Origin of the sequence: Roseitranquillus sediminis (assembly GCF_016918935.1) — a bacterium.
GTDB lineage: Bacteria > Pseudomonadota > Alphaproteobacteria > Rhodobacterales > Rhodobacteraceae > Roseitranquillus > Roseitranquillus sediminis.
Map to the genome: position 1 here is coordinate 1 of NZ_JAFFOB010000016.1, position 23,715 is coordinate 23,715.

Annotated in this window: 27 protein-coding genes and 2 pseudogenes; 2 read left to right on the forward strand and 27 right to left on the reverse strand. The window is 66.0% G+C overall.

From position 1 onward, the window contains the following. Nucleotides 1-105: 105 nt before the first annotated feature. The 13 genes from JM664_RS10985 to cueR all read right to left on the reverse strand — a co-directional run bounded on the left by JM664_RS10985 (nt 106) and on the right by cueR (nt 8,032). Nucleotides 106-633: a cytochrome-c oxidase gene (locus JM664_RS10985; RefSeq protein ID WP_227419977.1), complete on the reverse strand. Its 528-nt coding sequence runs from the start codon at nt 631-633 to the stop codon at nt 106-108. An 80-nt stretch (nt 634-713) separates the two neighbouring features. Continuing rightward, the gene (locus tag JM664_RS10990; RefSeq protein WP_227419978.1) at nt 714-1,157 is read right to left on the reverse strand and encodes a copper chaperone PCu(A)C; all 444 of its coding nucleotides are present in this window, start codon (nt 1,155-1,157) and stop codon (nt 714-716) included. After that, nucleotides 1,154-1,810, reverse strand: coding sequence for an SCO family protein (locus tag JM664_RS10995; protein WP_227419979.1), 657 nt, complete (start codon nt 1,808-1,810; stop codon nt 1,154-1,156). The genes JM664_RS10990 and JM664_RS10995 overlap by 4 nt, the downstream gene beginning before the upstream one ends. 53 nt (nt 1,811-1,863) lie before the next feature. Next, complete coding sequence (locus JM664_RS11000) at nt 1,864-2,151, reverse strand: hypothetical protein (RefSeq protein ID WP_227419980.1); 288 nt, start codon at nt 2,149-2,151, stop codon at nt 1,864-1,866. A 22-nt stretch (nt 2,152-2,173) separates the two neighbouring features. Continuing rightward, the gene (locus JM664_RS11005) at nt 2,174-2,449 is read right to left on the reverse strand and encodes a hypothetical protein (protein ID WP_227419981.1); all 276 of its coding nucleotides are present in this window, start codon (nt 2,447-2,449) and stop codon (nt 2,174-2,176) included. Between the two features lie 3 nt (nt 2,450-2,452). After that, a complete protein-coding gene (locus JM664_RS11010; RefSeq protein WP_227419982.1) occupies nt 2,453-2,974 on the reverse strand; it encodes a TlpA family protein disulfide reductase in 522 nt (173 codons plus the stop codon). Next, nucleotides 2,971-3,549 carry a DsbE family thiol:disulfide interchange protein gene (locus JM664_RS11015; RefSeq protein ID WP_227419983.1) on the reverse strand — a complete coding sequence of 193 codons (579 nt, stop codon included), beginning with the start codon at nt 3,547-3,549 and terminating at the stop codon, nt 2,971-2,973. Before JM664_RS11015 ends, JM664_RS11010 begins: the two co-directional genes overlap by 4 nt. Beyond that, on the reverse strand, nt 3,546-4,031 hold the full coding sequence (locus JM664_RS11020) for a c-type cytochrome (protein ID WP_227419984.1): 486 nt from the start codon (nt 4,029-4,031) through the stop codon (nt 3,546-3,548). Before JM664_RS11020 ends, JM664_RS11015 begins: the two co-directional genes overlap by 4 nt. Before the next feature lie 132 nt (nt 4,032-4,163). Then, nucleotides 4,164-4,667, reverse strand: coding sequence for a DUF411 domain-containing protein (locus JM664_RS11025; RefSeq protein ID WP_406675793.1), 504 nt, complete (start codon nt 4,665-4,667; stop codon nt 4,164-4,166). Between the two features lie 11 nt (nt 4,668-4,678). After that, nucleotides 4,679-5,536, reverse strand: a complete 858-nt coding sequence (locus tag JM664_RS11030; protein WP_227419985.1) for a WD40/YVTN/BNR-like repeat-containing protein — start codon at nt 5,534-5,536, stop codon at nt 4,679-4,681. Nucleotides 5,537-5,628: 92 nt separating this feature from the next. Next, nucleotides 5,629-7,080, reverse strand: a complete 1,452-nt coding sequence (locus tag JM664_RS11035; RefSeq protein WP_227419986.1) for a multicopper oxidase family protein — start codon at nt 7,078-7,080, stop codon at nt 5,629-5,631. A gap of 137 nt (nt 7,081-7,217) precedes the next feature. After that, nucleotides 7,218-7,562: a hypothetical protein gene (locus tag JM664_RS11040; RefSeq protein ID WP_227419987.1), complete on the reverse strand. Its 345-nt coding sequence runs from the start codon at nt 7,560-7,562 to the stop codon at nt 7,218-7,220. Nucleotides 7,563-7,636: 74 nt separating this feature from the next. Continuing rightward, nucleotides 7,637-8,032, reverse strand: coding sequence for a Cu(I)-responsive transcriptional regulator (gene cueR, locus JM664_RS11045; RefSeq protein WP_227419988.1), 396 nt, complete (start codon nt 8,030-8,032; stop codon nt 7,637-7,639). A 149-nt stretch (nt 8,033-8,181) separates the two neighbouring features. On the opposite strand from cueR, the gene JM664_RS11050 reads away from it, so the two are divergent. Then, nucleotides 8,182-10,632: a heavy metal translocating P-type ATPase gene (locus JM664_RS11050; RefSeq protein WP_227419989.1), complete on the forward strand. Its 2,451-nt coding sequence runs from the start codon at nt 8,182-8,184 to the stop codon at nt 10,630-10,632. Between the two features lie 15 nt (nt 10,633-10,647). Here JM664_RS11050 and JM664_RS11055 read toward each other — a convergent pair whose 3' ends face one another. From JM664_RS11055 to JM664_RS11095, 9 genes and pseudogenes are all read right to left on the reverse strand, one after another. Further along, a complete protein-coding gene (locus JM664_RS11055; RefSeq protein ID WP_227419990.1) occupies nt 10,648-11,805 on the reverse strand; it encodes a permease in 1,158 nt (385 codons plus the stop codon). Nucleotides 11,806-12,029: 224 nt separating this feature from the next. After that, a pseudogene (gene tnpC / locus JM664_RS11060) lies at nt 12,030-13,630 on the reverse strand (IS66 family transposase). A 66-nt stretch (nt 13,631-13,696) separates the two neighbouring features. Continuing rightward, nucleotides 13,697-14,050 (reverse strand): IS66 family insertion sequence element accessory protein TnpB, encoded by a 354-nt coding sequence (tnpB, locus tag JM664_RS11065; protein ID WP_227419991.1) that lies wholly within the window; start codon nt 14,048-14,050, stop codon nt 13,697-13,699. Further along, nucleotides 14,047-14,292, reverse strand: coding sequence for a hypothetical protein (locus JM664_RS11070; RefSeq protein ID WP_227420102.1), 246 nt, complete (start codon nt 14,290-14,292; stop codon nt 14,047-14,049). Before JM664_RS11070 ends, tnpB begins: the two co-directional genes overlap by 4 nt. A gap of 14 nt (nt 14,293-14,306) precedes the next feature. Continuing rightward, a pseudogene (locus tag JM664_RS11075) lies at nt 14,307-14,492 on the reverse strand (transposase); the annotation flags it as partial. Between the two features lie 186 nt (nt 14,493-14,678). Further along, a complete protein-coding gene (arsH, locus tag JM664_RS11080) occupies nt 14,679-15,410 on the reverse strand; it encodes an arsenical resistance protein ArsH (protein ID WP_227419992.1) in 732 nt (243 codons plus the stop codon). Next, nucleotides 15,403-16,515 carry an ACR3 family arsenite efflux transporter gene (gene arsB, locus JM664_RS11085; protein ID WP_227419993.1) on the reverse strand — a complete coding sequence of 371 codons (1,113 nt, stop codon included), beginning with the start codon at nt 16,513-16,515 and terminating at the stop codon, nt 15,403-15,405. Before arsB ends, arsH begins: the two co-directional genes overlap by 8 nt. Continuing rightward, nucleotides 16,512-16,955: an arsenate reductase (glutaredoxin) gene (gene arsC, locus JM664_RS11090; RefSeq protein WP_227419994.1), complete on the reverse strand. Its 444-nt coding sequence runs from the start codon at nt 16,953-16,955 to the stop codon at nt 16,512-16,514. Before arsC ends, arsB begins: the two co-directional genes overlap by 4 nt. Next, a complete protein-coding gene (locus tag JM664_RS11095) occupies nt 16,952-17,293 on the reverse strand; it encodes an ArsR/SmtB family transcription factor (protein ID WP_227419995.1) in 342 nt (113 codons plus the stop codon). Before JM664_RS11095 ends, arsC begins: the two co-directional genes overlap by 4 nt. Before the next feature lie 290 nt (nt 17,294-17,583). Here JM664_RS11095 and JM664_RS11100 point away from each other — a divergent pair, with 290 nt between their 5' ends. Next, nucleotides 17,584-17,883, forward strand: a complete 300-nt coding sequence (locus JM664_RS11100; protein WP_227419996.1) for a type II toxin-antitoxin system ParD family antitoxin — start codon at nt 17,584-17,586, stop codon at nt 17,881-17,883. A 314-nt stretch (nt 17,884-18,197) separates the two neighbouring features. Here JM664_RS11100 and JM664_RS11105 read toward each other — a convergent pair whose 3' ends face one another. From JM664_RS11105 to repC, 5 genes are all read right to left on the reverse strand, one after another. Beyond that, on the reverse strand, nt 18,198-18,413 hold the full coding sequence (locus JM664_RS11105) for a WGR domain-containing protein (RefSeq protein WP_227419997.1): 216 nt from the start codon (nt 18,411-18,413) through the stop codon (nt 18,198-18,200). Between the two features lie 168 nt (nt 18,414-18,581). Then, entirely contained in the window at nt 18,582-19,007 is a 426-nt protein-coding gene (locus JM664_RS11110; protein WP_406675794.1) for a tyrosine-type recombinase/integrase, read from the reverse strand. Between the two features lie 239 nt (nt 19,008-19,246). Then, nucleotides 19,247-20,296 carry an RcgR family putative quorum lactone hydrolase gene (locus JM664_RS11115; RefSeq protein ID WP_227419998.1) on the reverse strand — a complete coding sequence of 350 codons (1,050 nt, stop codon included), beginning with the start codon at nt 20,294-20,296 and terminating at the stop codon, nt 19,247-19,249. After that, nucleotides 20,265-21,980 carry an RcgA family putative transporter gene (locus JM664_RS11120; RefSeq protein ID WP_227419999.1) on the reverse strand — a complete coding sequence of 572 codons (1,716 nt, stop codon included), beginning with the start codon at nt 21,978-21,980 and terminating at the stop codon, nt 20,265-20,267. The genes JM664_RS11115 and JM664_RS11120 overlap by 32 nt, the downstream gene beginning before the upstream one ends. A 243-nt stretch (nt 21,981-22,223) precedes the next feature. Next, a complete protein-coding gene (gene repC, locus JM664_RS11125) occupies nt 22,224-23,462 on the reverse strand; it encodes a replication initiation protein RepC (protein ID WP_227420000.1) in 1,239 nt (412 codons plus the stop codon). Nucleotides 23,463-23,715 lie beyond the last annotated feature (253 nt).

Sequence of the window (23,715 nt, forward strand, 5' to 3'; positions counted from 1 at the left end):
TGTGGCCGATCTCCCAGACCAGATGTGCGACGGCCGAGAACAGCACGTATCTCCGGAGAACCAGGAGCCAGTCTGGTGGGGATGCTCCATGAACGGCCGCGCTCGTCATCTGATCAGCCCCAGGACACGATCCAGAAGACCTGGCTCCGGCCGGCGGGCGTTGCTCAAGCCGTTGATGTAGAGAACCATGTTGAAATAGCCGAACTCCTCACCATGGAAGATGCCGGCGTGACGTCCGCCGCGGTCGAGCACATGGGCCTGCGGGCTGATCCCTTCGCGGGAGGAAAGGTCGGCAAAGCGTGCCGCCAAGGAAGCGGCCGTGGAGTCGTTGGACGCTTCGACGGTGATGAGGTTTGACGCGGCCGGCTTCTCGCCGCCGTCGCCGGCCTCGGCAACCGCAACAAACGTAACCATGTCGCGCATCGGTGTGACGTTCACCGCCTCCCGGACCCGAGCGAGCAGCGCCTGCTGCGCGGCGCAGGGCGCCCCACAGCCTTCGGGTGCGAAGCTCAGGACGACTATCTGACCCGAGAGACGGCCAAGATCGAACGGTTCGCCGGAACCATCGACAACGTCGAGTTCCGGCGGACGCCGGACATCCGTGGCCTCGAAAGCGCGCTCCTTCGCCGCCACGACCTCGTCGAGCCGGTCTTCTGGATGGTCAGCGAGGGACGGGCCGGCAAGAAGCAGCGCCGTGAGGAAGATTACTGATCTCATGGCCGTTCCTCCATGGGGGCCATCGCGCCGGGGCCGAGGACTGGGACCTCCACCGTCAGCTTGCCCGCGGCCTCGAAGACCAGCGTCATGGGGAAGCTCTCGCCCTCCTCGAGTTTCCGCGAGAGGTCCATCAGCATCAGATGCGAGCTGCCTGGGGCGAGCGTCACTGGTGTGCCGGGGGAAACGTCCAGTCCTTCGATTTGCACCATACGGCTCACGCCCGCAGCATCGGTCTCGACCCCGTGGAGCATGACGTGTCCGGCTACCGGACTCGTCACTTCGAGCAACCGATCGGGCTCATCGCTGGTCAGGGTCAGGTAGGCGGCGCCTGGCCGCGAGACGAGAACGCTGGCGCGGGCCCAAGGATCGGTGACAATGATCTCGGCCTGTGCGACCATCGGGATGGCTAAGGCGAATAGGGAGGCGACGAGCAACTTCATCCCTGCCGTTCTTCCTTTTCGATCTGCATGAGGATTTCCTCGGCGACGACCTCGGGCGGCTGGTCACGTTCCTGGAAGACAGCCTCGAACCGCCCGTCAGGATCCATCAGATAGATGTGGCCGGCATGCGCCATCATGTAACCGCCGGGCGCAGTCTCCTCCTCGACCCGCTCGTACCAGGTGCGGAAAGCTTGCGCTGCGTCGGCCACCTGCGCCTCGGTGCCGGTCAGACCGACGAGGCGGGGATGGAACGCGGAGACATATTCGGCCATCACCGGGACGGTGTCGCGCGCCGGATCGACCGTGATGAAGAGCGGCGCCACCCGTTCTGCTTCAGGACCAAGTAGATCGAGAACGCTCCCCATGTACGCCAATGTCGTCGGACAGATGTCCGGACAGTGCGTGAAGCCGAAGAAGACGAGCTGCCAGCGCCCGGCGAAATCAGCCTCGGTCACGGCGCGGCCTGTGTGGTCGATCAGCGAGAACTCGGAGCGAATATCCGCCTCTCCGACGGACGTCGCCTGGGGTGCTTGTGGCGCCAAGTACGCGCGCAACGTCAGCGCGCCACCTGCCGAGAGCAGGAGAGCTGCCGCGCCGGCCCAGATCACGAGCCGGGCGCGCCGTAGACGGTGCGCTCTGGTGTTCTCGATCATCGTTCCAACTCAGGCAGTGGCCCGCCCGGGCCGGGGCCCGGGCGGGTGATGGGTCAGCCGTCCTGCGGCTCGGCTTCGGGCGCCTGCATCTGGTCCGTCATGGCCTGCATCATCTCCGTGCAGGCCTCCATCATCGGTCCCATCTGCTGCATCATCTGCATCATCGGCATCCTGCCCTGCATCCCTGACATGTCCCCGCCCATCATGTTGCCGGGCAGGGCGTCCTGGTTCTGCATCATCTGATCGGACGTCTGGTCCCCGGCCTCCTGCGCGAGGGCGGCCGTGGTCAGGAGTGCTGCCAGAGCGGTCGCGGCGAAGCAGAGCTTACGTGTGGTATTCATCATCATCTCCTTCAGGTTTCGGTCATTCCCTCGTCAGGTCCGGCTCTCCGGCCGGATTGGTCTTGCTCGCGCAAGATTTCGAGCCGCGCATCATGCAGAGCCCCAGCCCGCACATGACGGCGCAAGGCGCGAGGCTCAGGATCAGTGGCGCCGCGCCCACGGCGGTGAGCCAGCCCCAGTTGAGGGCGAGACCTGCGCCGATCAGCGCCATCGCGGCGAGCATCAGGCCTCGACGGCCCAGCGGCAGTCGCAGCGGGACCGCACGTCGTGTTGCGGGCATGATCGTCGTCTCGGGCATGGTCTAATGGCTCCTTTCGTTGATGAGGGATTGGATTTGGGCGACGGCTTCAGGGCTGTCCCATTCGGCCGGGCCGGCAAGGCGACCGCGCTCGAGCCCCGCGCGGTCGATCAGGATCGTCGTCGGCAGCCCCACCACGGCGAAGGCGAGCATCGCGCGAAGGTCGTCGGCGAGGTACATGTCGAGGTGGCGAATGCCGATCTCCTCGTAGAAGCGGCGCACGGGCTCGAGCCCCGCCCGATCGATCGACAGCGGCAAGACGTGGAAGTCCGGCCCGCCGAGGCGCGCCTGAAGCGCGTCGAGCGTCGGCATCTCCTCGCGGCAAGGCGCACACCAGGTGGCCCAGATGTTCAGGAGCACGACCCGTCCGCGGAAATCGTCCAGTTTCAAGTTGCGCCCGGCGCCATCGACGAAGGGCGGCGCAGGCATCGGCCGCGGTTCGTCATGGAGCCGCATCACCGGCCGCGCGAAGGCCGGCCCGGCCGCCAGCGCCATCGCGCCGGTCAGGAAATGTCGACGTCTCACTGCCCGGCCTCCTGTTGCAGTCTTCGCACCACGGGCAGGATGTCTTCTTCCAGCATTTGCCGGTTGAACGCGCCGACATGCTTGTGGGCGATCCGGCCCTCGGCATCGATCACGTAGGTTTCCGGGATGCCGTAGACGCCCCAGTCAATGGAAACGCGCCCGTTCCGGTCGGCCCCAATCCGGGTGAAGGGGTCGCCAAGCTCTTCAAGGAAAGCCAGCGCCTCTTCGGGATCGTCCTTGTAGTTGATCCCGTAGATCGGGACGGCGCCTGCTTCGGCTAATTCCACGAGAAGCGGGTTCTCCGTGCGGCAGGGGACGCACCACGATGCCCACAGATTGACGAGGGAAACCTGGCCCTGCAGGTCCGCCGAGGACAGGCCGTCCTGCCGCCCTTCGATGGGCGGGAGCGCGAACTCCGGGACCGGTTTTCCGATCAGCGTCGAGGGCAACCGGTCGTTGTTGTTCCAGAGGCCCCAGTAGAACGCCGCGCCCAACAGGCCGAACACCGCTACCGGCAAAAGCAGGAGCAGCCGACTCCCCCGGCGCCGAGGCTCTTGCTCGACATCCGCGCTCATGTCCCGCCCTCGTCATTCGCCGTGATTTCGGCCTGGAAGGCGCGCTGACGCGCGGGCCAGGTGCTCTTGATGTAGGCGAGCACCGCCCGGATCTCTTCGTCCGTCAACACGCCTTCGAACGCGGGCATATCGCTTTCGTAGCCGGGCACGACGCCGCCGACCCCGAGCTTGGTGATCGTGAACAGGTCCTGGTCCGAATGATGCCAGGTGTGGCCACTCTCGTCATGCGGCGGCGCGGGCATCCTCCCGGTGTCGAGCCGGCGCTTCCAGTCCGGTTGTCCCTCGAGATTGGCACCGTGGCACGACGCGCAGTTCGCCGCATAGAGTTCCTGCCCAAGGGCGATTTCGTCCGCCGTCACGGGCTCCCCGAGGAAGGTCAGGCCTTCCGCGCGCGCCTCGCTACCCTGTTGTTGCGCAAGCGCGGCGATGGCCACCAGGCCCGCAACAGCGGCGCCGAAGAGGACGGTCGCTTTGCGCTTCATCTCGGCCCCCGCAGGTATTTCACCAGCGCCACGAGGCTGAGGACCAGGACTGCGAGGACAAGCAGTAGAATAAGACCGCCGCCTGCCATCATGAGACCCATCATGGGCCCTTCCATCATTCCCATCATGCACTCACTCATTGGAATAGACGGTGACCCCGCCCTCGCCGAAGGCGTAGGTCTTCAACGTGCCGGTCTTTTCGGGCGCCATGCCGGGGGCGTTCGGCGGCATGCCGGGAAGTGTAATCCCGGCAACTTCCGGACGCTCGGTCACCAGCCGCTCGATGATCTCCGCTGGCACGAGCCCGCTGACGTAGTAGCCGTCGATCTCGGCGAGGTGGCAGCCGAGTCCCTGCTCCGGCACGCCGGCCTCGACGGAGCGCCGGTCGAAATTCGGGTCGTCAATGCGGGTCACGTGATAGCCGTTCTCCTCAAGGTACTCGGCATAGGCGTCACAGCATCCGCAGCTCGGGTCGCGCCAGATCGTGATCTGTTTCGAGGGCACCGCCTGTTCCACGGCGGCGGCATCAGCAGTGGTCGGCCGACCCGAATCCTGTGCCGATGACAAGGTGGCGAAGGCGATGCCCCCAGCGACCGCGACGGCTGCCATCGAGGTGAATGCAAGAGCGTTCTTCATGGTGAACTCCTTCAGATGGTCGCGAGCGCGGACCAGGTGATGCCGCCGTCGCGGCTCTGCTTCAGGCCGCCATCCAGCGCAGCGATGATGTGGTCAGGATTGGCCGGGTGCACCGCCACTGCGGAGGCGAACCCGTCCGCGAGGTGCGACCAGACGACGCCGCCGTCGCGGGAGGTCCACACGCCTGACGGCAGGGCGGCGTAGAGCGTTTCGGGCGCGGAAGGCGCGCTGGCCAGCGCATGGATTGGCTCGCCTGTCGGGAGCGGAGCCTCGGAAGGTGGCGCGGCACCGGAAGCCAACGCGTCCATCGCACCTCCGGGCTGGACGTCCTGCCAGCGGCAGAAGCAGTCCGGCACGCGCGTCAGGCCTACCTCGGTCCCGGCATAGATCCAGATGCCCCCCATGCCCGTGGCGAGATCGACCGAGGCGAGTGCCATCGGATCGCGTTCGGCATCCGCCAGCCACGGCCGATCCATCACAAACCTCCATGACCGTCCGGCGTCCTCGCTCTGCCAGAGCCCGTCGCCGCGGACCGTGGCGTAGACCATGTCCGGTCGGACGGCGGCCACGGCGATCGCGATTACTGCCTTGTCGGGAAGTCCTCCACTCACCCTTTCCCAGTTGCGACCGCCATCGTCCGAGACGGCGACGCCTCCTCTGGCAAGGCCGGCAATGACCCTTCCGGGTCGGTCGGGATGGGTAGCCAACGCGAGGATTTGTCCGGCGTCCGACGCGGGTTCAGACGCCCAGGAGGCGCCGCCATCGTTGCTGCGCAAAAGAGTTTCGCCCGCGACGAGCAGCGCGTCGCCGTCAAAAGCGAGCGCCGTCACGTTCTTGCGTAGCCCCACAGCGCGCAGGGGCTGCGGCATCGCGAGGAAGCCCACACCTGCAAGGGAGGCCTGCAAAAAGGCACGCCGAGAATGATGTGATCGTCTCATGTTGTGTCCTGTCTTCAAGTGCGTCAGGCGACGCGGACCACGCCCATCATCCCCGCGGCCTGGTGCTCGAGGATGTGGCAGTGGAACATCCAGTCGCCGGGATTGTCGGCAACGAACGCGATCTCCACCCGTTCGCGCGGAGCCATCAGGACGGTATCCTGCCATTCTCGATGCACAGTGGGCGCACCGTTGCGGCGGATCACCCGGAAGGAGTGGCCGTGCAGGTGCATCGGGTGGGGAAACGCAGTGGCATTCGTCATCGCGAGGATGTGGCTCGCGCCGCGTTCCAGCGTCAGGAACGGATCGAGCAGGTGCCCCTCGGCGGCCTTGCCGTTTATGAGCCAGATGCCGCTTCCGTCGTGCATCATGCCCATCATGCCGCCGCCCATCATCCCGCCGGTCGCAGCGAGCCCCATCTCGCGTTCGACCATCGCGCCCATCATGCCTCCGCTGAACGTCACCTCGTGCCGCCGCGCCTTGGCGATGTCGGGTTCGGCGAGGGGATTGGGTGCAAGCGCCACCGGCCAGTCGGGCGGTGCATAACGAAGCCGCCCCTCGCCGTAGGCGAGGTCGACGACCCGATATTCATCGCCGCGATAGGCACGGTCGACCACGGTCGCGCGCGTCCCCGGCCCGCCGTGGCAGTCGAGGATGATGTCGGCCCGCATGGCGGGACCCAGAACGACGAGCCCGCCCTCAGGTGAATGGGATGCAACCGGCTGGCCATCGAGGGCGATGATACTCGGCTCATGGCCCTCGAAATCGAGTGCGAAGATGCGTGCGTTGGCGGCGTTGATGATCCTCAACCGCATCCGCTCGCCGCTCCTCACGGGAAACACGTCCGGCACGCGACCGTTGATCGTGACGGTGTTGCCGAGCCGCCCGGCATGGCTCATGTCGTGGAAGTTCTGGAAATCGTCCGATATCTCGGCTGCGGACGTGAGACGCCAATCGTCGAGCACCCAGACGATATCGCGGTCCACGCGAGGCGGGTTCGGCTCCTCCACGACGAGCGCACCCTGAAGCCCGCGGTCGACCTGCTCGAAGCTGCGCTGGTGCGGGTGATACCAGAACGTTCCGGCGTCATCGGCGTCGAACTCGTAGGTGAAGCTGTCGCCGGGCGCGATCGGTGACTGCGTCAGGTGCGGCACGCCGTCCATCGCGTTCGGAACCCGAACCCCGTGCCAGTGGACCGTCGTCTCCTCGTCGAGCGCGTTCTCCACGATCACGCGAAGACGTTCGCCCTGCTTCATCCGGATCTCCGGGCCCGGCACCGCTCCGTTGTAGCACCAGGAAGGTGTTTCCGGATGAGGTTCGGGAACAAGGCGGGCGCGGCCAGGAGCGGCGCGGAGGGTGATCTCGCGCAGCGCGGTGCCGCTCTGCCCTGCTGCCGGCAGTCCGACAAGGGCAGCGCCCGCAGCCGCGCCGGTAACGAACGCGCGGCGCGAGAGCATCGGTATGTGAAGCCGGGTCATGACTAACCCTCACTGAATCTGCTGGTCGTCCGCCGGATCGCCAACAAGACTGGCGCCGGTGCGAGCCGCACGTCGGGGCAAACGACCCGACGGGGCAGCAAGACGCCCCGGACGCGCTGGTGCGCCCGGGCGTCAGATCAGGTGAGGATTCGCGGAGGTTCTTTGGCTGGCGGGCTGCTGAGACCGCAGAAGTCGCGTGTCACCGAAGACATCGGGGCCGCTCCCGGCCTCAAGGCGACGGCGTCACATTGCTGCGCAAGCACGGCCGCGAAACCGCCCGCTCCGCAGACGAAGTCGCAGGAGATGCCCATGGCGCCGGACTCAGGATCGGCGCAAGCGTCGCAATCCGCCATGTCCATGGCCGCGGTGTCAGAGGCAACCATGTCGGCGGCCATCGCCGCCGAGCCCGCCGCATGCGCAACCGAGCTCACCGCGAACGCGGCGAGTACGGCGACAAGAATCAAGCGGGCGATCAACTGCATGGTCTCAGACTATCCTACGGTCGACCGAATCTCCAGCGCGGCGCATGCGCGATTTGTTGAACTGCCCGGCGCACTCAGGCCGTTCCGGCGCGCGCCAGATCGTCCATGATCGGGCAATCAGGCCGGTCGTCGCCATGACAGTTCACGACAAGGTCGTGAAGTGTGGCGCTGAGCGCCTGAAGCTCCGATATCTTCCGGTCGATCCGGGCGAGATGTTTCTGCGCGATCGCCTTGACATCTGAACTCGAGCGCTCCCGGTCGTCGTAGAGCGACAAGAGCGTTCGGCACTCGTCGATGCTGAAGCCGAGCGATCGGGCGCGGCCGAGGAATGCCAGCTTGTGCAGGTCTTCTATCGCAAAATCACGATAGCCGTTCCCGCTCCGCAGGGGCCGGACGAGACCGATGTCTTCATAATAGCGGATGGTCTTCGCCGGGACCCCGCTGCGTTCCGCCACGTCTCCGATGTTCATGGCCGATACCTCACCACGCCTGCTTGCCTCCAGATGGGCCTTCCACTGGCTGGAAGGTCAAGCGCTATTCCGAATGATTTTTTACCTCTTGACCTTCCAGTGACTGGAAGACGTAGGTCTCCCGCAATCAGCCAGTCGGAGGACGGAAGATGGACGCCGAAGTGACCACGAATGTTGTCAGGGATCCGGTCTGCGGCATGACGGTGGACCCGGCCGGAGGCGCCCCCAGCCACGAGCATGACGGTCATCTCTACCACTTCTGCTCGGAGCGCTGCCGTTCGAAGTTTGCCGCTTCGCCCGGCGACTTTGTCGAAGCCGTCGATCCGGTTTGCGGGATGTCCGTCGATCGCGCGACGGCCAGGCATCTGTCCTCGCATGCGGGCGACAAGTTCTACTTCTGCTCGGGACGCTGCAAGGAGAAGTTCGACGCGGCGCCCGAGACTTACCTGAAGGGCAAGCCGACGCCGGAGCCGATGCCGGCGGGCACGATCTACACCTGCCCGATGCATCCCGAGATCGAGCAGGTCGGTCCCGGCGATTGCCCGATCTGCGGCATGGCGCTGGAGCCGAAGGGCGTGCCCACAGGTGACGAGGGCCCGAATCCCGAGCTGGTCGACTTCTCCCGCAGGTTTGCGGTCGGCGCCGTGCTGACGGCGCCGCTGGTCATCATCGCGATGGCGCCGATGGTGGGGTTCGAGGTCGGCAGCTGGCTTGGCGAACGCGTGACCCGCTGGCTTGAGCTCATCCTGGCCACGCCGGTGATCCTCTGGTCCGGCTGGCCATTCCTGGTGCGCGGATGGAAGTCCTTCCGCAGCAGGAACCTCAACATGTTCAGCCTGATCGCAATGGGCGTCGCCGCGGCCTATGCCTTCAGCGTGGTCGCCGTCATCGCCCCCGGTCTGTTCCCCGCCGGCTTCCGCGACCATGCGGGCCAGGTCGGTGTCTATTTCGAGGCCGGCGCGGTCATCGTGGTTCTCGTGCTCCTGGGGCAGATCCTCGAGCTGCGGGCGCGCGAGCGGACGGGGTCCGCTATTCGGGCTTTGCTCGACCTCGCGGCCAAGAGCGCCCGCGTGCTCCGCGACGACGGTCGCGAGGAGGAGGTGCCGCTCGAGGAGGTGCAGATCGGCGACCGCCTTCGGGTCCGCCCCGGCGAGAAGGTGCCGGTGGACGGCGAGGTGGTCGAGGGGCGATCGTCCGTGGACGAGTCGATGCTGACGGGCGAACCTGTCCCGGTCGAGAAGGTCGCGGGTGACCCGGTCACCGGCGCAACGATCAACGGCACAGGCAGTTTGGTCATCGAGGCTAGGCGCGTCGGCAAGGACACGATGCTCGCGCAGATCGTGGAGATGGTCGCGGCTGCCCAGAGGTCGCGCGCCCCGATCCAGAAGCTTGCAGACGCGGTGGCGGGCTACTTCGTGCCGGCCGTCATCGCCGTTGCGGCTCTCGCGTTCATTGCCTGGTCGATCTGGGGGCCGGCGCCGGCGCTGGCCTATGCCCTGGTCTCTGCGATCGCGGTCCTCATCATCGCATGCCCCTGCGCGCTCGGCCTCGCCACGCCGATGTCGATCATGACGGCGACGGGGCGCGGTGCGCAGGCAGGCGTGCTCATCAAGAACGCGGAAGCGCTCGAAGCCTTCGCCAGGGTTGACACGCTGATCGTCGACAAGACTGGAACCCTGACCTTGGGTAAGCCGGAGCTGTCGGTCGTACTGCCCGAGAGCGGGCACGACGAGGCCGAGATCCTGTACCTGGCGGCAAGCCTCGAGCGGGGCTCCGAGCACCCCCTGGCGGAGGCCATCGTCCGGGGTGCCGAGGCGCGCGGCCTGACGCTCGCCAAGGCCGACGATTTCGAGGCGGTGACCGGGATGGGCGTGAAAGGCGTGGTCGACGGGAAGGCGGTCGCCTTGGGCAATGCCAAGATGCTAGCGGAGCTCGGGGTCGAGGCGCCGTCCGCGGCCGAGACCGCAAACGCCCGGCGCGACGAGGGGGAGACCGTCATGTTCGTCGTCGTCGACGGGTTGATCGCGGGTCTCGTGAGCGTTGCGGACCCGGTCAAGGAAACGACGCCGGCCGCGCTCAAGGCGCTTCATGAGCTCGGCTTCCGGATCGTCATGGCGACGGGCGACAACGAGCGGACGGCTCGCGCGGTCGCCGGCCGTCTCGGCATCGACGAGGTCCGCGCCGACGTGCTGCCCGAGGACAAGGCGCGGATCATTCGAGACCTGCAAGCGGAAGGGCGCAAAGTGGCGATGGCCGGGGATGGCGTGAACGATGCGCCAGCGCTGGCTCAGGCTGATGTCGGCATCGCCATGGGCACCGGCGCCGACGTCGCGATCGAGAGCGCTGGCTTCACCCTGGTCAAGGGCGATCTCGGCGGGATCGTCAGGGCGCGCCGCCTGTCGCTCGCCACGATGCGAAACATCCGGCAGAACCTCTTCTTCGCGATGATCTACAACACGGCCGGCGTGCCGATCGCAGCAGGGCTGCTCTATCCGTTCTTCGGGCTCCTGATCTCGCCGATGTTCGCTGCCGCGGCGATGAGCCTCTCGTCCGTCTCGGTCATCGGCAATGCGCTCAGGCTGAGGGCCGTGCGACTCTGATCGAAAGCTTCTCGTTCAAGAGCGGGCGCGGGATGCCTCGTGCTCTTGCTGGTTGCGGCGTTCCCGGCTCTCGCCGCCGCCGCGGAAATGCAGCCAAAGAAGCGCGGCGGCCGCGGCCAGGAAGGCGAGGTTCAGGAAGAAGGTGTAGTCGATCGCGAAGCGGACCATCTCCTGCAGCGACGGCCGCTCGGTCGGGATCATGCCGAGAAGCGCGAAGAGGTAGTGCACCGTGATGCCCGCCGCGACCATGCAGACGTAAAGCAGCCCAGAAAGGTAGAGAGCGTAGCGCCAGCCATAGTACTTGGCGTGGACCCAGATCACGGTCGCCGCCACGAGGTCGGCTCCGAGGAACGCCACCACGCCGCCAAAGGACGCATCGCGCGACCACAGCATCGCCGCCAGCGGCACGTTGCCCATCGACCCGATAAAGGTGAAGAACGCGACCACAGGGGCGACGAGTGCGTTCTCAAGCACGATGAGAAACCCGGGGCTCTGCTGCGCGCCGCCGTCGCCGATGAGGAAGATCGCGTTCCAGAAGCTCTGCGGCACGAAGACCGAGATGAAGCCGGCGATGGTGAAGCCGAGGAGGATCTCCTTCCAGACCATCTTCCATTCCATGAAGAACGCCTGGGCGATCCGTTGCCAACCCTTGCGGGAGACGAGCTTGTCGCGGAACGAGCCCTTCATCCCGTGGTCCATGTCCATTCCCTCGCTTTGCTGGGCGTTCTCGCCGTGCTCCTTCGCCTGGTCGACGAGGCCCGAGGGGAACCAGAGCTGCGTGAGGATGTAGGCGTAGACGATCATCAGCACGCCGAGCAGAAAGTTCGCGAGGGTGAACTTCCAGCCGAGCAGCACCCAGAGGACGATGCCGAGCTCGATCACCAGATTGGTCGACGCGATCAGGAACGCGATCGAGTTCATCGGATGCGCGCCCTTGACCAGGACCGAGCGCGACGCGGCGAGCGCGGCGAAGGAACAGGACGAAGAGATGAAGCCAAAGAATCCGGCGATACCAGCCACTTTCGGCCCGCGCTCGCCGAGGATCTTGGCCATCTGCTCGCGAGTGACGAGAACCTGGATGCCGGCGGAGATGATGTAGCCGAAGATCAGCGCCCACAGCGCTTTCCACAGCATTCCGGCGCCAGTGGTGAAGGCCTGAAGAACTTGATCCATGAAGCTTGCTTGTCGGCTGCCCGTTCCGTCCCGATCCAGAAAAACTACCGGATTTGCTCGAGGTTCCTTCTGGCGCCTGGGGAGGTGCGTCGAAGTCCAGCTTCGCTTACGGTGGAGGGTAAGCGCGCCGCTTGCGGCATAGCGGTGTCGGGTTGACGGGCTTACGGCGCGGGTTTCCAGGCCAGACTGCAAACTTCTTTGGAAACCACCTCCACGGTTGGCGGTCAGGCGGCGGCGTTTGCGGCGGGTTTGGCAAAGGTCCAGGGGAGCAGCTCGTCGATGCGCGCCATGGGGTGGCCGGCGGCGATCGCCTCGAGCACCGACTTCATGTAGCCGTAGGGCTCCACCGCGTTCACGCGGCAGGTCCCGATCAGCGAAGCGATGCGGGCCCAGGCCTCGGCGCCTTCGTCGTGGCCTGCGAAGAGCGCATTCTTGCGCGTGAGGGCGTGGGGCCTGATCAGGTTCTCGACCCTGTTCGAGTCCAGCTCGACACGGCCGTCGTCGAGGAAGACGCAGAGCGGCTCCCAGCTCTTGAGGATGTAGCGGACGGCCTCGCCCATCTTGCTGGAGCCGGAGAGACGCTCCTTCTGTGCGCGCAGCCAGGCGCCGAGCGCATCGACCAGCGGCTTCGAGCGGGCCTGGCGGACGGCGCGACGCTCCTCGGGACCACGGCCGCGGATTTCCGCCTCGACGGCGTAGAGCGCGGCGATGCGCCGGAGCGCCTCCTCGGCCACGGGCGAGCCGGCCTTCGGCGTGGCGTCGATCAGCTTGCGCCGCGCGTGCGACCAGCATTGGGCGAGCACGAGCGGTCGGCCGCCCTCGCGGTCGTCCTTCGTAAGGCGCCGGCGTAGCCGTCCACTTGCAGGACGCCGTCGAAGCCTGTCAGCAGCCGCTCGGCATGCGCGCCGGCGCGGCCAGGGGCGTAGGTGAACACGACGCCGGGCGGGTCGCCGCCGCCCCAAGGTCGGTCGTCTCGCGCCATAGCCCAGAGATAGCCCGTCTTGGTCTTGCCGCGGCCGGGGTCGAGCACCGGGATCGTGGTCTCGTCGATGTAGAGCTTGCCCGAGCGCTTCAGGAGTTCGGCCATCCGGTCGACGATCGGGCGCAGATGCCAGGCGGCGACGCCCACCCAGTCCGCCAGCGTCGAGCGGTCCACCGTCACGCCGTGACGGGCGAGGACCTGGCTCTGGCGATACAAGGGCATGTGCTCGGAGAACTTGGCGACCATGACATGCGCGATCAGCGCCTCCGTCGGCAGACCGCCTTCGATCAGGTGCGCCGGCGCGGGCGCCTGAGCCACCCCCGCGCGGCCCTTCGGGCAGGCGTAGCGGGGGCGGATGGTGACCAGCACGCGGTACTGCGCCGGCACGACGTCGAGCCGATGTGCCCGGTCCTCGCCGATCCTGACCATCTCTCCGCAGCCGCAGGGGCAGCGCCGGTTCTCGGGCTCGATCACGCGCTCGATGCGCGGCAGGTCGGCCGGCAGCGCCCGATTGGGCTTCGGCCGCTTGGACGAGTCCGCCGTCGCCGCCTTGTCGGCCGAGGGACGCTTCTCGTGAGCGGTCTTCGCCTCGGCGATGGCGGTCTCGATTTCCTCGAGCGCCAGCGCGAGCTGGTCGGGGTGGAGCTTCTCCGAGCGCGGTCCGAACCGGGCGCGGCGCATCTCGCGCAGGAGCGTCTCCAGCCGCGCCGCATAGGCCTTCTGGTCGGCCATCTCCGCCTCGAGGTGGAGCCGCGCCGCGCGCTCGGCGGCGAGTGCGCCGCGCTCCGCCACGAGCGCTGCGTGCAACGCGGCGATCTCGGTGATGTCCTCGGCGGCAGGCATGGCGGCAGACTACCAGAGCCAAGGACACGGACAACTGAAATGCTCAGCAGAGTCAGTGGCTTGGCGCTACGCCGCCGTCTCCGGCGCCCGCACCCGCCGCGGCGTCACGCGCCGCCAGTCGAGCCCTTCGAGTAGCGCCTCAAACTGCGCCCGCGACAGGCGCATGACGCCGTCCTTCACCGCGGGCCAGGCGAACCGCCCCTCGTCGAGACGCTTGTAGATCATCACGAGCCCAGTCCCGTCCCACACCAGGATCTTCAACCTGTCGCCGCGCTTGGACCTGAAGATCACGGTCAGCCCGGAATGCGGGTCGAGCCCGAGCTCGCGCTGCACCGTCGCCGCCAGCCCGTCGTGACCGCGCCGGAAGTCCACCGGCTTCGTCGCGATCACGATCGGCATCCGCTGCCCGGGCGTGATCATCGCCGCGCCCCGAGCGCCGCGGCGATCTCCGCGATCCGCACCGCCGGCGTCGCCCCGTCGAGACGGACCGTTATCTCGCCCGCGACGATCTCCACGGCCTGCGCCGGCGCGGTGCTCTCGATCCTCGGCGTTGGCGTTGGCGTCGGCTCCTCCGCGACCACCAATGCCGCAAAGCCGAAGCCGTCCTCCGCGACCGGTCCTCCGGCAGCGCCAGCCGACCTTGCCGCGCGGCCCGCCGCCATGTCGTCAGCTGCTGCGGCGCGATTCCGTGTCGGTGCGCGACATCCTTCACCGAAGCTCCCGGCTCCAGGCTCTCGCGGACAATCCGCCCCTTCACCGCCTCCGGCCACTCCCGTCGACCGGTCGCGCTCTCCCGAACCTCGATCCGCCCCACGAACCCAGATCGCCAGCCGTCGCCCCCGCCCGCGCCGTGTTTGCCCATGCCAAACCCTCCGGAAAACTCAGCGGAACGTCAGGCAAACGGCGCATCTGCTGAAGGTCGAAAGGCTATGGGGCGTCCGGCGCGCTTACGGTGGAGGAGGCCTCGCGGATCGCGCAGGCGATGACCGCCGCGATCATTTTCTCTTTCGAGAGGTCGTCGGCCGGCGGCCTTCCGTGAGCCACGCGGTCAGGTCGAGCGCTGGTTGACGCGCTGTGACAGCTGCTCAGCGCTTTCCACCCGCTCCGAATAGCGGTCGGTCAGACAGGCCGAGCGGTCGCGCGTGAGATGGGTGAACTTCACGAGCTCCTCCATCACGTCGACGATGCGGTTGTAGTAGGGCGACGGGCGCATCCGCCCGGCGTCGTCGAACTCGGCCCAGGCCTTCGCAACCGAGGACTGATTGGGGATCGTCACCATGCGCATCCAGCGGCCGAGGATGCGCATCTGGTTGACGGCGTTGAAGCTCTGCGATCCGCCCGAGACCTGCATCACCGCGAGCGTCTTGCCCTGCGTGGGCCGGATGCCGCCGAGCGACAGCGGCAGCCAATCGATCTGCGCCTTCATGACCCCCGTCATCGCGCCATGGCGCTCGGGCGAGCACCACACCATGCCCTCAGCCCAGGTCGCGAGCTCACGCAGCTCCTTGACCTTCGGGTGGTCGGGGCCTTCCGCGTCCGGCAGCGGCAGACCGGAAGGATTGAAGGTGCGGGTTTCGGCGCCGAACCAGCGGAGCAGGCGCGCCGCCTCCTCCGAGGCGAAGCGCGAGTAGGAGCGTTCCCGCAGCGAGCCATAGAGCATCAGGATGCGCGGCGGGTGCGTGGGCGCACCCGGCCCGGCGAGCGCGGCTACGTCGATCGGCTGGAGCGACGCCGGGTCGATGTTCAGCAGGTCTTCGATCGGGATGGAACGATCAGCCATGCCGCGCGCCTCCGGCATCCGCGGGGAAATGATGCCGCGTCCGGTTGGCGAAGGCGACGAGGGACAGCATCACCGGCACCTCGACGAGAACGCCGACCACGGTCGCGAGCGCAGCGCCGGACTGGAGGCCGAACAGGCTGATCGCGACCGCGACCGCGAGCTCGAAGAAGTTGGAGGTTCCGATGAGCGCGCACGGGGCCGCGACGTTGAAGGGCACGCGCCATGCCCATGCGGCCGCATAGGCGAGCGCGAAGATCCCGTAGGACTGGATGAGCAGCGGGATGGCGATCAGCACGATCAGCAGCGGCTGCTCCAGGATGATCTGCCCCTGAAAGCCGAAGAGGAGCACGACCGTCGCGAGAAGGCCGATCACCGAAGCAGGCTTGACCGTCGCCGTGAAGCGCGCGACCGCCGCCTCGGCGTCCTCGCCCCGGCTTCCGCGTGCGAGCCACTGGCGCGTGGCGGCGCCGGCCGCCAGCGGGATCAGGATGTAGAGCCCCACCGAGAGGATCAGCGTCTCCCACGGCACCGCGATGTCGGTGACGCCGAGCAGCAGCGCCACGATCGGCGCGAAGGCGAAGATCATGATGATGTCGTTCACCGACACCTGCACCAGCGTGTAGGTCGGGTCGCCTCGCGTCAGCTGCGACCAGACGAATACCATGGCCGTGCAAGGTGCAGCCCCGAGCAGGATCAGACCGGCAATGTACTGCTGCGCATCGGCCGGTGCGATCAGGTCCGCGAACAGGACCTCGAAGAACAGGACGGCAAGACCTGCCATGGTGAAGGGCTTGATCAGCCAGTTCACCACGATCGTCAGCAGCAGCCCCTTCGGCCGGTCGCCGATGTGCGACAGGCTGGCGAAATCGACCGCCACCATCATTGGGTAGACCATCGCCCAGATCAGGACGGCGACGACGAGATTGACGGACGCGATGTCGAGGCCCGCGAGTGTCTCGAACAGTCCTGGAAACGTATTGCCGATCAGCAGGCCCGCGCCGATGCACAGGGCGACCCAGACGGAGAGCCACTTCTCGAAGAAGCCAATACCGGCGGGCGGCGACGCGATTGCCTCGGCCGTGGGAGCGTAGGTGTCGTCGCTCATCGGGCGGCGCTATCATTCGTCTTTACAGGTCGTCCCTGCGCATCCACGACGAGCTCGCCATCCTCCTTGCGGAATTCGCCCTGCTGCGGATCGGGCAGGATCTCCAGCACGGCTTCGGACGGACGGCAGAGCCGGGTCCCGAGCGGTGTCTCCACGATCGGCCGATTGATCAGGATGGGATGCTGCAGCATCAGGTCGATCAGCTCGTCGTCGGTGAACTTCGGATCGTCGAGCCCGAGCTCGTCGTAGGGCGTGCCTTTCCGGCGCAGGAGGTCGCGGACCGGAATGCCCATCGCGGCGATCAGCGCCAGGAGCCGCTCGCGGCTGGGCGGGGTCTTCAGATATTCGATGACCTCCGGCTCCTCGCCGGAGTTGCGGATCAGCGCCAGCACGTTGCGCGACGTGCCGCAGTTCGGGTTGTGATAGATCGTGGTGGTCATGCGGTCTCTTTCCGCGAGGCGGCCGTCGGAGGAGCGATCCCGCAGGCTGCCGGATCGCCAGCGCAGCAGTGGCGGGTCAGGTAGTCGATCAGGCCTGTCATGGTGTCGAAGCTGGCCGCGTAGATGAGCGAGCGTCCCTCACGCCGGACTGTCACCAGCCCGGCGTGCTTCAGCTCCTTGAGGTGGAACGACAAGGTCGCCGAGGGAAGATCGAGAGCCTCGCCGATCCGACCTACTGCGCGCCCCTCCGGACCGGCCTCCACCAGAAGACGGAAGATGTCGAGACGCGTCTCCTGTGAGAGTGCGGCGAGCGCGGCCAAGGTGTCCTGTTTCTCCATAACTCCACGATATTGGAGATTTAGTAGACAATCAATCCCCGAAGTTCGGCAGCGCGTCCGGCGCGAGCGGCCGGACAATGATGCCGAAGGCGCAGTCCATGAAGGGGCGAAAACGGTCCGTTCTGGCCGCTCTGAACAGCGCTCGTGAGATCAAGCTCTTACGGTAGGTCAGAACCCCCGCCCAGAACTCCCGACGTTCTGGGAGGTTTGTGGCCAGGTGATGGAAGACTCGCTGGTCGGGCGACCTGTCCTGAGGTATGACATCGCCCTACCGCAGAAGGAGGCCACTGATGACGGCCAAGCGCACCGTCAGTCTGCCTGACGATCAAACCGCCTACATCGACAGTCTCGTCGCCTCCGGCGCGTTTGCCTCCACCTCGGAAGTGGTGCGCGCCGGGTTGCGCGCGCTGCGTGAACGCGAGGCGGCGGTGGACCGGTGGCTCGAGCGTGACGTCGTCCCTGTCTACGACGCCATGCGCGACGACCCCGGCCGCGCCGTACCGCTGGAGTCGGCGATGGACGTACTGCGAACGCGCCATGCGGCGCGGCTCGAGGAAGAGCAGGACGGTCGCGGCACAGGGCGCGCGTGAGGATCTACGAGGTCGTTCTCTCCCCGGAAGCGCAGGCGGACCTCGAAGAACTCTATGACTGGATTTCCGAACGGGCCTTGCCGGCCGTAGCGCCTCGGGGACCACCTGCGCGGCTACGCCCACGCCCCCGAGCGCGGCCACCGACGCGACGATCTGCGCCCGGGCCTACGCATCGCGGGCTTCGAGCGACGTGTAACGATCACCTTCACGGTGGACGAGGGCCGCGTGACATCCTGCGTCTCGCCTATGGCGGCCAGGACTTGGAGGGGCTCGTGTGATCCTTGGAGTCTTCGACGCCGCGGTGGGCGGCGTGCCTATTCGTACCCGCGCTTGGCCTTCGTCATGTGCAGCGCGAAGCGGGCATCCCTGGCCTCGGCTTCGCTGCCGAACCAGTCGGTCCTGACCTGCCCCGGGCTTCCGATCCGCCCCCACTCGCGCACCCGGCCCCAGTCGCCGAAGAGTCCGGGCACGATCTCCATCCGGTAGAACCGCGCGAGATTGGCATCCAAAATCGTTTTCGTCAGATGCATGACCTACCTCCACATCCTGGCGGCGATGTCCTGCTCCTCTTTGCCGATCGCGTCGGCGTAGATCGCCGTCCTCCCATCCATTTCTGCAGCATGTTGAGGGGCACGCCGGTCACGGACGCGTTGATCCCGAAGCCGTGCCGCAGGCCCTTCGGGCTGCGCTGCGGGGCGTCAAGGATCCCTGCCTCGATCATGATCCGCTTCACGATCTGCCAGACCCGCACGCGGCCGATCGGCCAGAGCGGCTCGTTCGCCCGCTTGCGCGAAACTTTGTACCTTGCGGAGGTCATGCGCGGTGTCGAGCGTGTCGAGACAATCTGGCGGCACTGGCACGCTCCGGTAGACGATCCGCGCGGTACCGGTGGCGTCGCGCCGCTTCTTCAGGCTGCGGATCGCGATCGTGCCGCCGGAAAGGTCGACCCGGGCCGGCGTGATCTCGAGAAGCTCCGACCGCCGGCAGCCGGTATAGTGCAGCGTCTCGCAGAGCGTGCGGTCCCGGCCGCCATGGCGTCGGGCGGCGGCCAGGAAGGCGGCGCGTTCCTCGGCGTTCAGATAGAGCCGGTTGCCGGCGGCATCGTGGAGGCGCATCTCGCTCACGGTGAACAGTTTGCGCGAATTCTGTTCCGTGCGGAAGCGAAAAGCGGTCCCCTGCCCTGTCGACGCGTGGCGGCCGGACAGCGGTCAGTGCTCCGATATCGCTGCAGAACCTGATCGAATAGCGATCAGGTTTGCGCTTCGCTCGACGTCCGGTCTACCGGTCTCGGCCGTCGAGCGCTGAACAGAATGGCCAATATTGTTACAACGAACGCCAAGCTGGTGAACGCTGTCGAGCATTGCTATGAGCAGGTGGAAACGGCTCTATGGCCGCGGCTTAGAAACCGCTGCAAGCTCCAACCGGCCCAAATAATATATGGGGGTAGCGAAAGAGAGTAATGCCCGCAGTTCAGCTCCAGGACCCACAGCTCCGCCCCGGCATTTTCTAGCTTCGCTATCAGCTGCTTTGTTAGTGCCGGGGCCACCACCGTATCTCTCTTGGCATACACCACCTGAAGATCTAGACCACGCCGCGCCAGTCTGTCGGCGTAGTTCTCCAGGTTGAGCGGAGCCCAGGCCCTCCGAAGGTCGGCCAGATCGATTTTATCTTCGAGGCTGGCGCGTATATGTTGTGTGGCACGGCCGGTCCAGACCATGTCAGCGAGGCTTCCGGCCGTGAGAAACAGGGAAGCCTTTTGCACAGCAGGCTCATGTGCAACTACCAGACCCGCAACCCAGGACCCCAGGCTCATACCGAGAACCGAAATCTCACCATAGCCGTCATTCCTCAGTCCACGAATAAGCTTTCGGCCATCCAGGACAGCCTGCCGCAGGGACTGGATGGTTCGGCCGAGGTTCGGACCGAGCATGTAGTCGGCGTGCGAAGAGCCGGGGCGGCTACGCTCGAAATGATAGGGCATGGCGATCTCGACCACTGTGATGCCACGGCGCGAGAGGAATTTCGCCATCTGAGGGTTGCGAGAGGTTGCGTTCCAATGGTGGAAGACCACGAGTGCGTGGTCGGACGGTCGCCTTTCTGTCACCCGCGCCCAAACAAGATTATTCTCTTCCACATCGGTCGCAACACTCGACGGGAAGCTGATCCATCCGCCGTCCCGTCCAAGCTCCAGATCGGACGCATCCTCGTCTTCGAAAAAGATCGGATCCCTGAGGGCCCTGTCCGCACGCGCGCAAAGCTCGCCGAGTCCCGCTTCCTTTGTCGCCTCTGGAAACGCGAGGTGCGCATCGATGGCGAACCCGGTCACTTCCTTCACCGCATCGCCGAGCTGCGCCCGTCGCTCGTCCCACCGATCAAGCCATTTATGATACATTTCGATCGTCTCCTGGCTCACTGGCTGACCGCGCCGAAAACGCCGGATCGAATAGTCCGTAAGTCCCTATCAGGACGGCGACGCCCAGAAAAATCGCGAAGCCCGGAAACGCGCCGATGAGGAGATAGCCGGCGACAAGTAATGCCACGGCGAGCGTCATCCTTCTATGAGATGAGGAAAACCGGCCTCCGCGGCGTATCCGGACGGAGCCATAGAGAAAGGGAATACAGCTCGCCAGTGCGGTTAGGAGGCTCGTGTAGTGCGTCGGCATACTGTAGTTGGCCCGATCGGTCTCATGATCCGCTCCCGCCAGGACGGTCAGCGCATCGCTGACCAGCCAGTGCAGAATGGTCTTGTCGTCGGTCGTCACGTAGAAGGCCTGGAGCTTCATGCATATCGCGATCAGAATTCCGGACAAAGTGCATCGAAAGATGCCGCGCATGATCCGGTGGCCGACTTCAGCGGCGTGAGCTTGAGAATCTACACTGCGGTGGTCCGAGAGTCGCTCGATGTCATAGAGGTCGTGCACTACCGTGAAGAGCAAGATGAGCCCTGCAAAGAAAAGATAAAAGCACAGGCACATGTACAAATAGGCAACGCCGGTAAACGCGATTGATTGTGGTATGGAAATGGCGTCAGGCTGGACGAGCGTCAGCGAGCCCCAGTCGACCGCATAGTCGTTGTTGCCGCTCAGCAAGGGGATCAACCTGACGCTGATCCACTGGAAGAGACCAGCGAAACCGACGCAGATCAGGAAGACCGCCCAGTAGGTGTACGACGAAGCTTCTACTTTGCGGGCCCAACCATCGGCCGTCTCGACGCTGCCGACGGCGGTCAGCAGCCTGGGGCGACCCTCATCTCTCCAGAACGCCAGGAGCTCAACCGCGAAGGCCAGAAAGAGGGGCATGAAGATCATGAACAGAAGGGTCCAGTTGGGAGCCCAGAGGAACCCCACCTGCTTGATGGCGCCGTCCTCGCGCACGTACGTGACGCTGTGGATGCCGAGGAAGTAGGACAAGAACTGAAGTGCGACGGCGCCCGCAAAGACGGAGGCGGGCAGGTCCAAAAGAGACCCGCGGCTGAAGAAAGCCTCGGACCTCTGCGCGATGCTGAATCCTCTCCCGGACTCCTCTGTGTCCTGCTGTTGTGGAGTCTCGGCCGGGGGTGCCATCCCCTCATCGGAAGGCGCCGGCCGTTCGGCTTGAGGCGGTCCCCCGGCGACGCCGTCCGAAGTTCGGCGTCTCTGCCGTCGCTTGGCCGTCAACCGTGACTGCGACGCACTCAGCTCCGCCTGCCATTCGCCTGTCGCTTCCGGGTCATCGCATCCGAATATTCTCGCCAGCCAGCGAATGTTGTCGGAGCTGATGCCCTTCTCGTTGTCCTGAAACCAAAGCTGGACTGTCCGCAACTCGATCCCGGACCGGTTGGCATCGATCTGGGAGATAGCCTCCGCCAGGCGCTCAGGCGTCCACGGGCCCGAAGGAAAACCGGACTTGTCGACAGGCCGACCCACGCCTGCTGCCGCTGCCCGCTTGAACAGGTCCTTGAAATCGCGCTCGTCGGCTGGCGGCGGTGCATAGAATTTGCCGTTCTTGATCAGGGCGTTACAGACCTCCGCTTCGTTCTGTTTCGCGCAACTTCGTAATCTACCGTGATTTCGCCCGCCATCAACGGGCAGGCGTGGGACAGGGGATGCGTTGCTCATCAGACGCTCGCGGCCCTCGGAAGAAGAGCGATGCAATCGAGGTGGTATCGGTGCCTGCCGACATCGGCCTCGCAGAGGAGTCGGCCAGATGACAGGACCACGTTCATGGTGCTTCGCGCGACCCATCGGACATCTTGTCCGGGAGGGTCGCGTTGTCGGTACGCGGTACCGGATCGACGACGCCGATCAGTCGATCGATGTCTACGACCTCTGGCTTTGGCCATGGCAGCGGCGGAGCGTCCGCTATCGCTGCATGGACGAGCTTGCATCGTAATGCCCAGTTTCCCTTGAACTGCCGCTTTGTATGGGCCTGCGCCCAGGTCTTCTGCCGAAGATCGCGTGGACGCTCGCGGCAAGATCGAGGGCTCCGTGCCGGCAGCGATCGGTCATCGCGTGCAGAACGCGACCGGGATATCGGACCGGTGTCTTTGGATGGGACCTGTTGCGGTCGATGACTGCGATCGCGAGCACGGCGGCAGCGGCGCCCAGTTCGCGGCGTGCGGCCTCGTAGGTGGAGGTACTGATTTCCAGCTCGCGAAGGCGGAACATGGTGGCGCGTTCGGCGTCTGCGATACTGCGGCAGTCCAAGCCCTCGAGATAGAAGTCGAGCTCCGGTGTCGCGATTTGCCGAAGTAGGCCGACCGTAACGGCGAGCGCTGCCGTGGAGCGCTTCGCAGGCCCGCCCTCGTCGCGCCGCGCCGATGAATTCGGAGCAGCGGGAGCGAAGGTGAAGCGCGGCTCGGCGGGGCAATCCACCATTGGCGGTGAAGTGCTTGCGCTACAAGATACTCTTTCGAGCTTGTTTGTATTTCTTGTATGGCACCGGAAGTCCGTTTCCGGCGCATCGGAAATCGCATCCGCATCCGCGGTCGGCATCGTTTCCGCCAGCGCCGCCTGCAGGTCCGTGAGCCTGCGATCGAGCGCGTCGCGGGTCCAGGTGGCGAGCGCCTCGGTTCTGGGCGGCGCCAGCATTTCACTCGCCCGCGCGAGCGCTCGCGGATCGCTGACGAGATGGCGCGCCAGCCGACCCCAGGTGACACGGATTTCGACACGGATCGCCGCGCATGCTTCGCGCTCGGCTGCACGTTTCGCGACGCGGGCGGCGAATTCACCGGCACTCCGGATCAGCGGGGCAAGCGACAGGCCTGAGATCCCGGCGTGCGCCCTTCCGCCGGCGATGCCGCGCCAGCCGTTCCGCGTCAGCCGCCGCTCGATGAGGCCAGCGCGCTCAAGCTGGCGCTCAATGTTATGGAACTGGCGCGGAGACACGCCGAGCTCCTCGGCCATGGCGCGCTGGCGCCGGTAGCAGATCGGGCTTCGGCCCGGGCTCGACCAATCCTGGTCCCGGGTCGGCATGGCGATGATCTCGAGGGCGCGGCAGGCGCGCTCGGACAGGCCGAGCTCGCGGTGAAGCGCACGCACACTGCGCAGCGCCTGCCATTTCCCGAGGGCTTCGGGTACGTGCTGTTGTTGGGCTTCCATGACGTCTCCTCACTTCCTGACGGACGCGAGGCGGCGATGAGGCCGAGCGATATCATTCGCAGACAGCTGCGTTTTCGCTTGATTGCGCTCATCGGAAGGCCTAGAAACCAAAGTGCTAGAGAGGTTTCTCGAGACCCCCCGTGTTGGCCGCCGCCACGCGGGGGTTCTTGTTTCCGGGGGTTCTGCCTCCTCTTCTGCTTGCGGTCGGGCGTCGCTGCCTGCGCTTGTCCCGCTCTAGTATTGGATGACCTCG

Bases quoted from the DNA above. Each gene is read 5' to 3' on its own strand.
- tnpB (WP_227419991.1), bottom strand. From the start codon at position 14,050: ATGATCACGCCCGGGCAGCGGATGCCGATCGTGATCGCGACGAAGCCG.
- JM664_RS11040 (WP_227419987.1), bottom strand. From the start codon at position 7,562: ATGCAGTTGATCGCCCGCTTGATTCTTGTCGCCGTACTCGCCGCGTTC.
- arsC (WP_227419994.1), bottom strand. From the start codon at position 16,955: ATGACCACCACGATCTATCACAACCCGAACTGCGGCACGTCGCGCAAC.
- JM664_RS11035 (WP_227419986.1), bottom strand. From the start codon at position 7,080: ATGACCCGGCTTCACATACCGATGCTCTCGCGCCGCGCGTTCGTTACC.
- JM664_RS11095 (WP_227419995.1), bottom strand. From the start codon at position 17,293: ATGGAGAAACAGGACACCTTGGCCGCGCTCGCCGCACTCTCACAGGAG.
- arsB (WP_227419993.1), bottom strand. From the start codon at position 16,515: ATGAGCGACGACACCTACGCTCCCACGGCCGAGGCAATCGCGTCGCCG.
- JM664_RS11000 (WP_227419980.1), bottom strand. From the start codon at position 2,151: ATGAATACCACACGTAAGCTCTGCTTCGCCGCGACCGCTCTGGCAGCA.
- JM664_RS10990 (WP_227419978.1), bottom strand. From the start codon at position 1,157: ATGAAGTTGCTCGTCGCCTCCCTATTCGCCTTAGCCATCCCGATGGTC.
- JM664_RS11105 (WP_227419997.1), bottom strand. From the start codon at position 18,413: ATGCATCTGACGAAAACGATTTTGGATGCCAATCTCGCGCGGTTCTAC.
- JM664_RS11100 (WP_227419996.1), top strand. From the start codon at position 17,584: ATGACGGCCAAGCGCACCGTCAGTCTGCCTGACGATCAAACCGCCTAC.
- JM664_RS11120 (WP_227419999.1), bottom strand. From the start codon at position 21,980: ATGAGCAACGCATCCCCTGTCCCACGCCTGCCCGTTGATGGCGGGCGA.
- cueR (WP_227419988.1), bottom strand. From the start codon at position 8,032: ATGAACATCGGAGACGTGGCGGAACGCAGCGGGGTCCCGGCGAAGACC.
- JM664_RS11070 (WP_227420102.1), bottom strand. From the start codon at position 14,292: ATGGCGGCGGGCCGCGCGGCAAGGTCGGCTGGCGCTGCCGGAGGACCG.
- repC (WP_227420000.1), bottom strand. From the start codon at position 23,462: ATGGAAGCCCAACAACAGCACGTACCCGAAGCCCTCGGGAAATGGCAG.
- JM664_RS11015 (WP_227419983.1), bottom strand. From the start codon at position 3,549: ATGAGCGCGGATGTCGAGCAAGAGCCTCGGCGCCGGGGGAGTCGGCTG.
- JM664_RS11005 (WP_227419981.1), bottom strand. From the start codon at position 2,449: ATGCCCGAGACGACGATCATGCCCGCAACACGACGTGCGGTCCCGCTG.
- arsH (WP_227419992.1), bottom strand. From the start codon at position 15,410: ATGGCTGATCGTTCCATCCCGATCGAAGACCTGCTGAACATCGACCCG.
- JM664_RS11050 (WP_227419989.1), top strand. From the start codon at position 8,182: ATGGACGCCGAAGTGACCACGAATGTTGTCAGGGATCCGGTCTGCGGC.
- JM664_RS11055 (WP_227419990.1), bottom strand. From the start codon at position 11,805: ATGGATCAAGTTCTTCAGGCCTTCACCACTGGCGCCGGAATGCTGTGG.
- JM664_RS11020 (WP_227419984.1), bottom strand. From the start codon at position 4,031: ATGAAGCGCAAAGCGACCGTCCTCTTCGGCGCCGCTGTTGCGGGCCTG.
- JM664_RS11025 (WP_406675793.1), bottom strand. From the start codon at position 4,667: ATGAAGAACGCTCTTGCATTCACCTCGATGGCAGCCGTCGCGGTCGCT.
- JM664_RS11030 (WP_227419985.1), bottom strand. From the start codon at position 5,536: ATGCCGCAGCCCCTGCGCGCTGTGGGGCTACGCAAGAACGTGACGGCG.
- JM664_RS10995 (WP_227419979.1), bottom strand. From the start codon at position 1,810: ATGATCGAGAACACCAGAGCGCACCGTCTACGGCGCGCCCGGCTCGTG.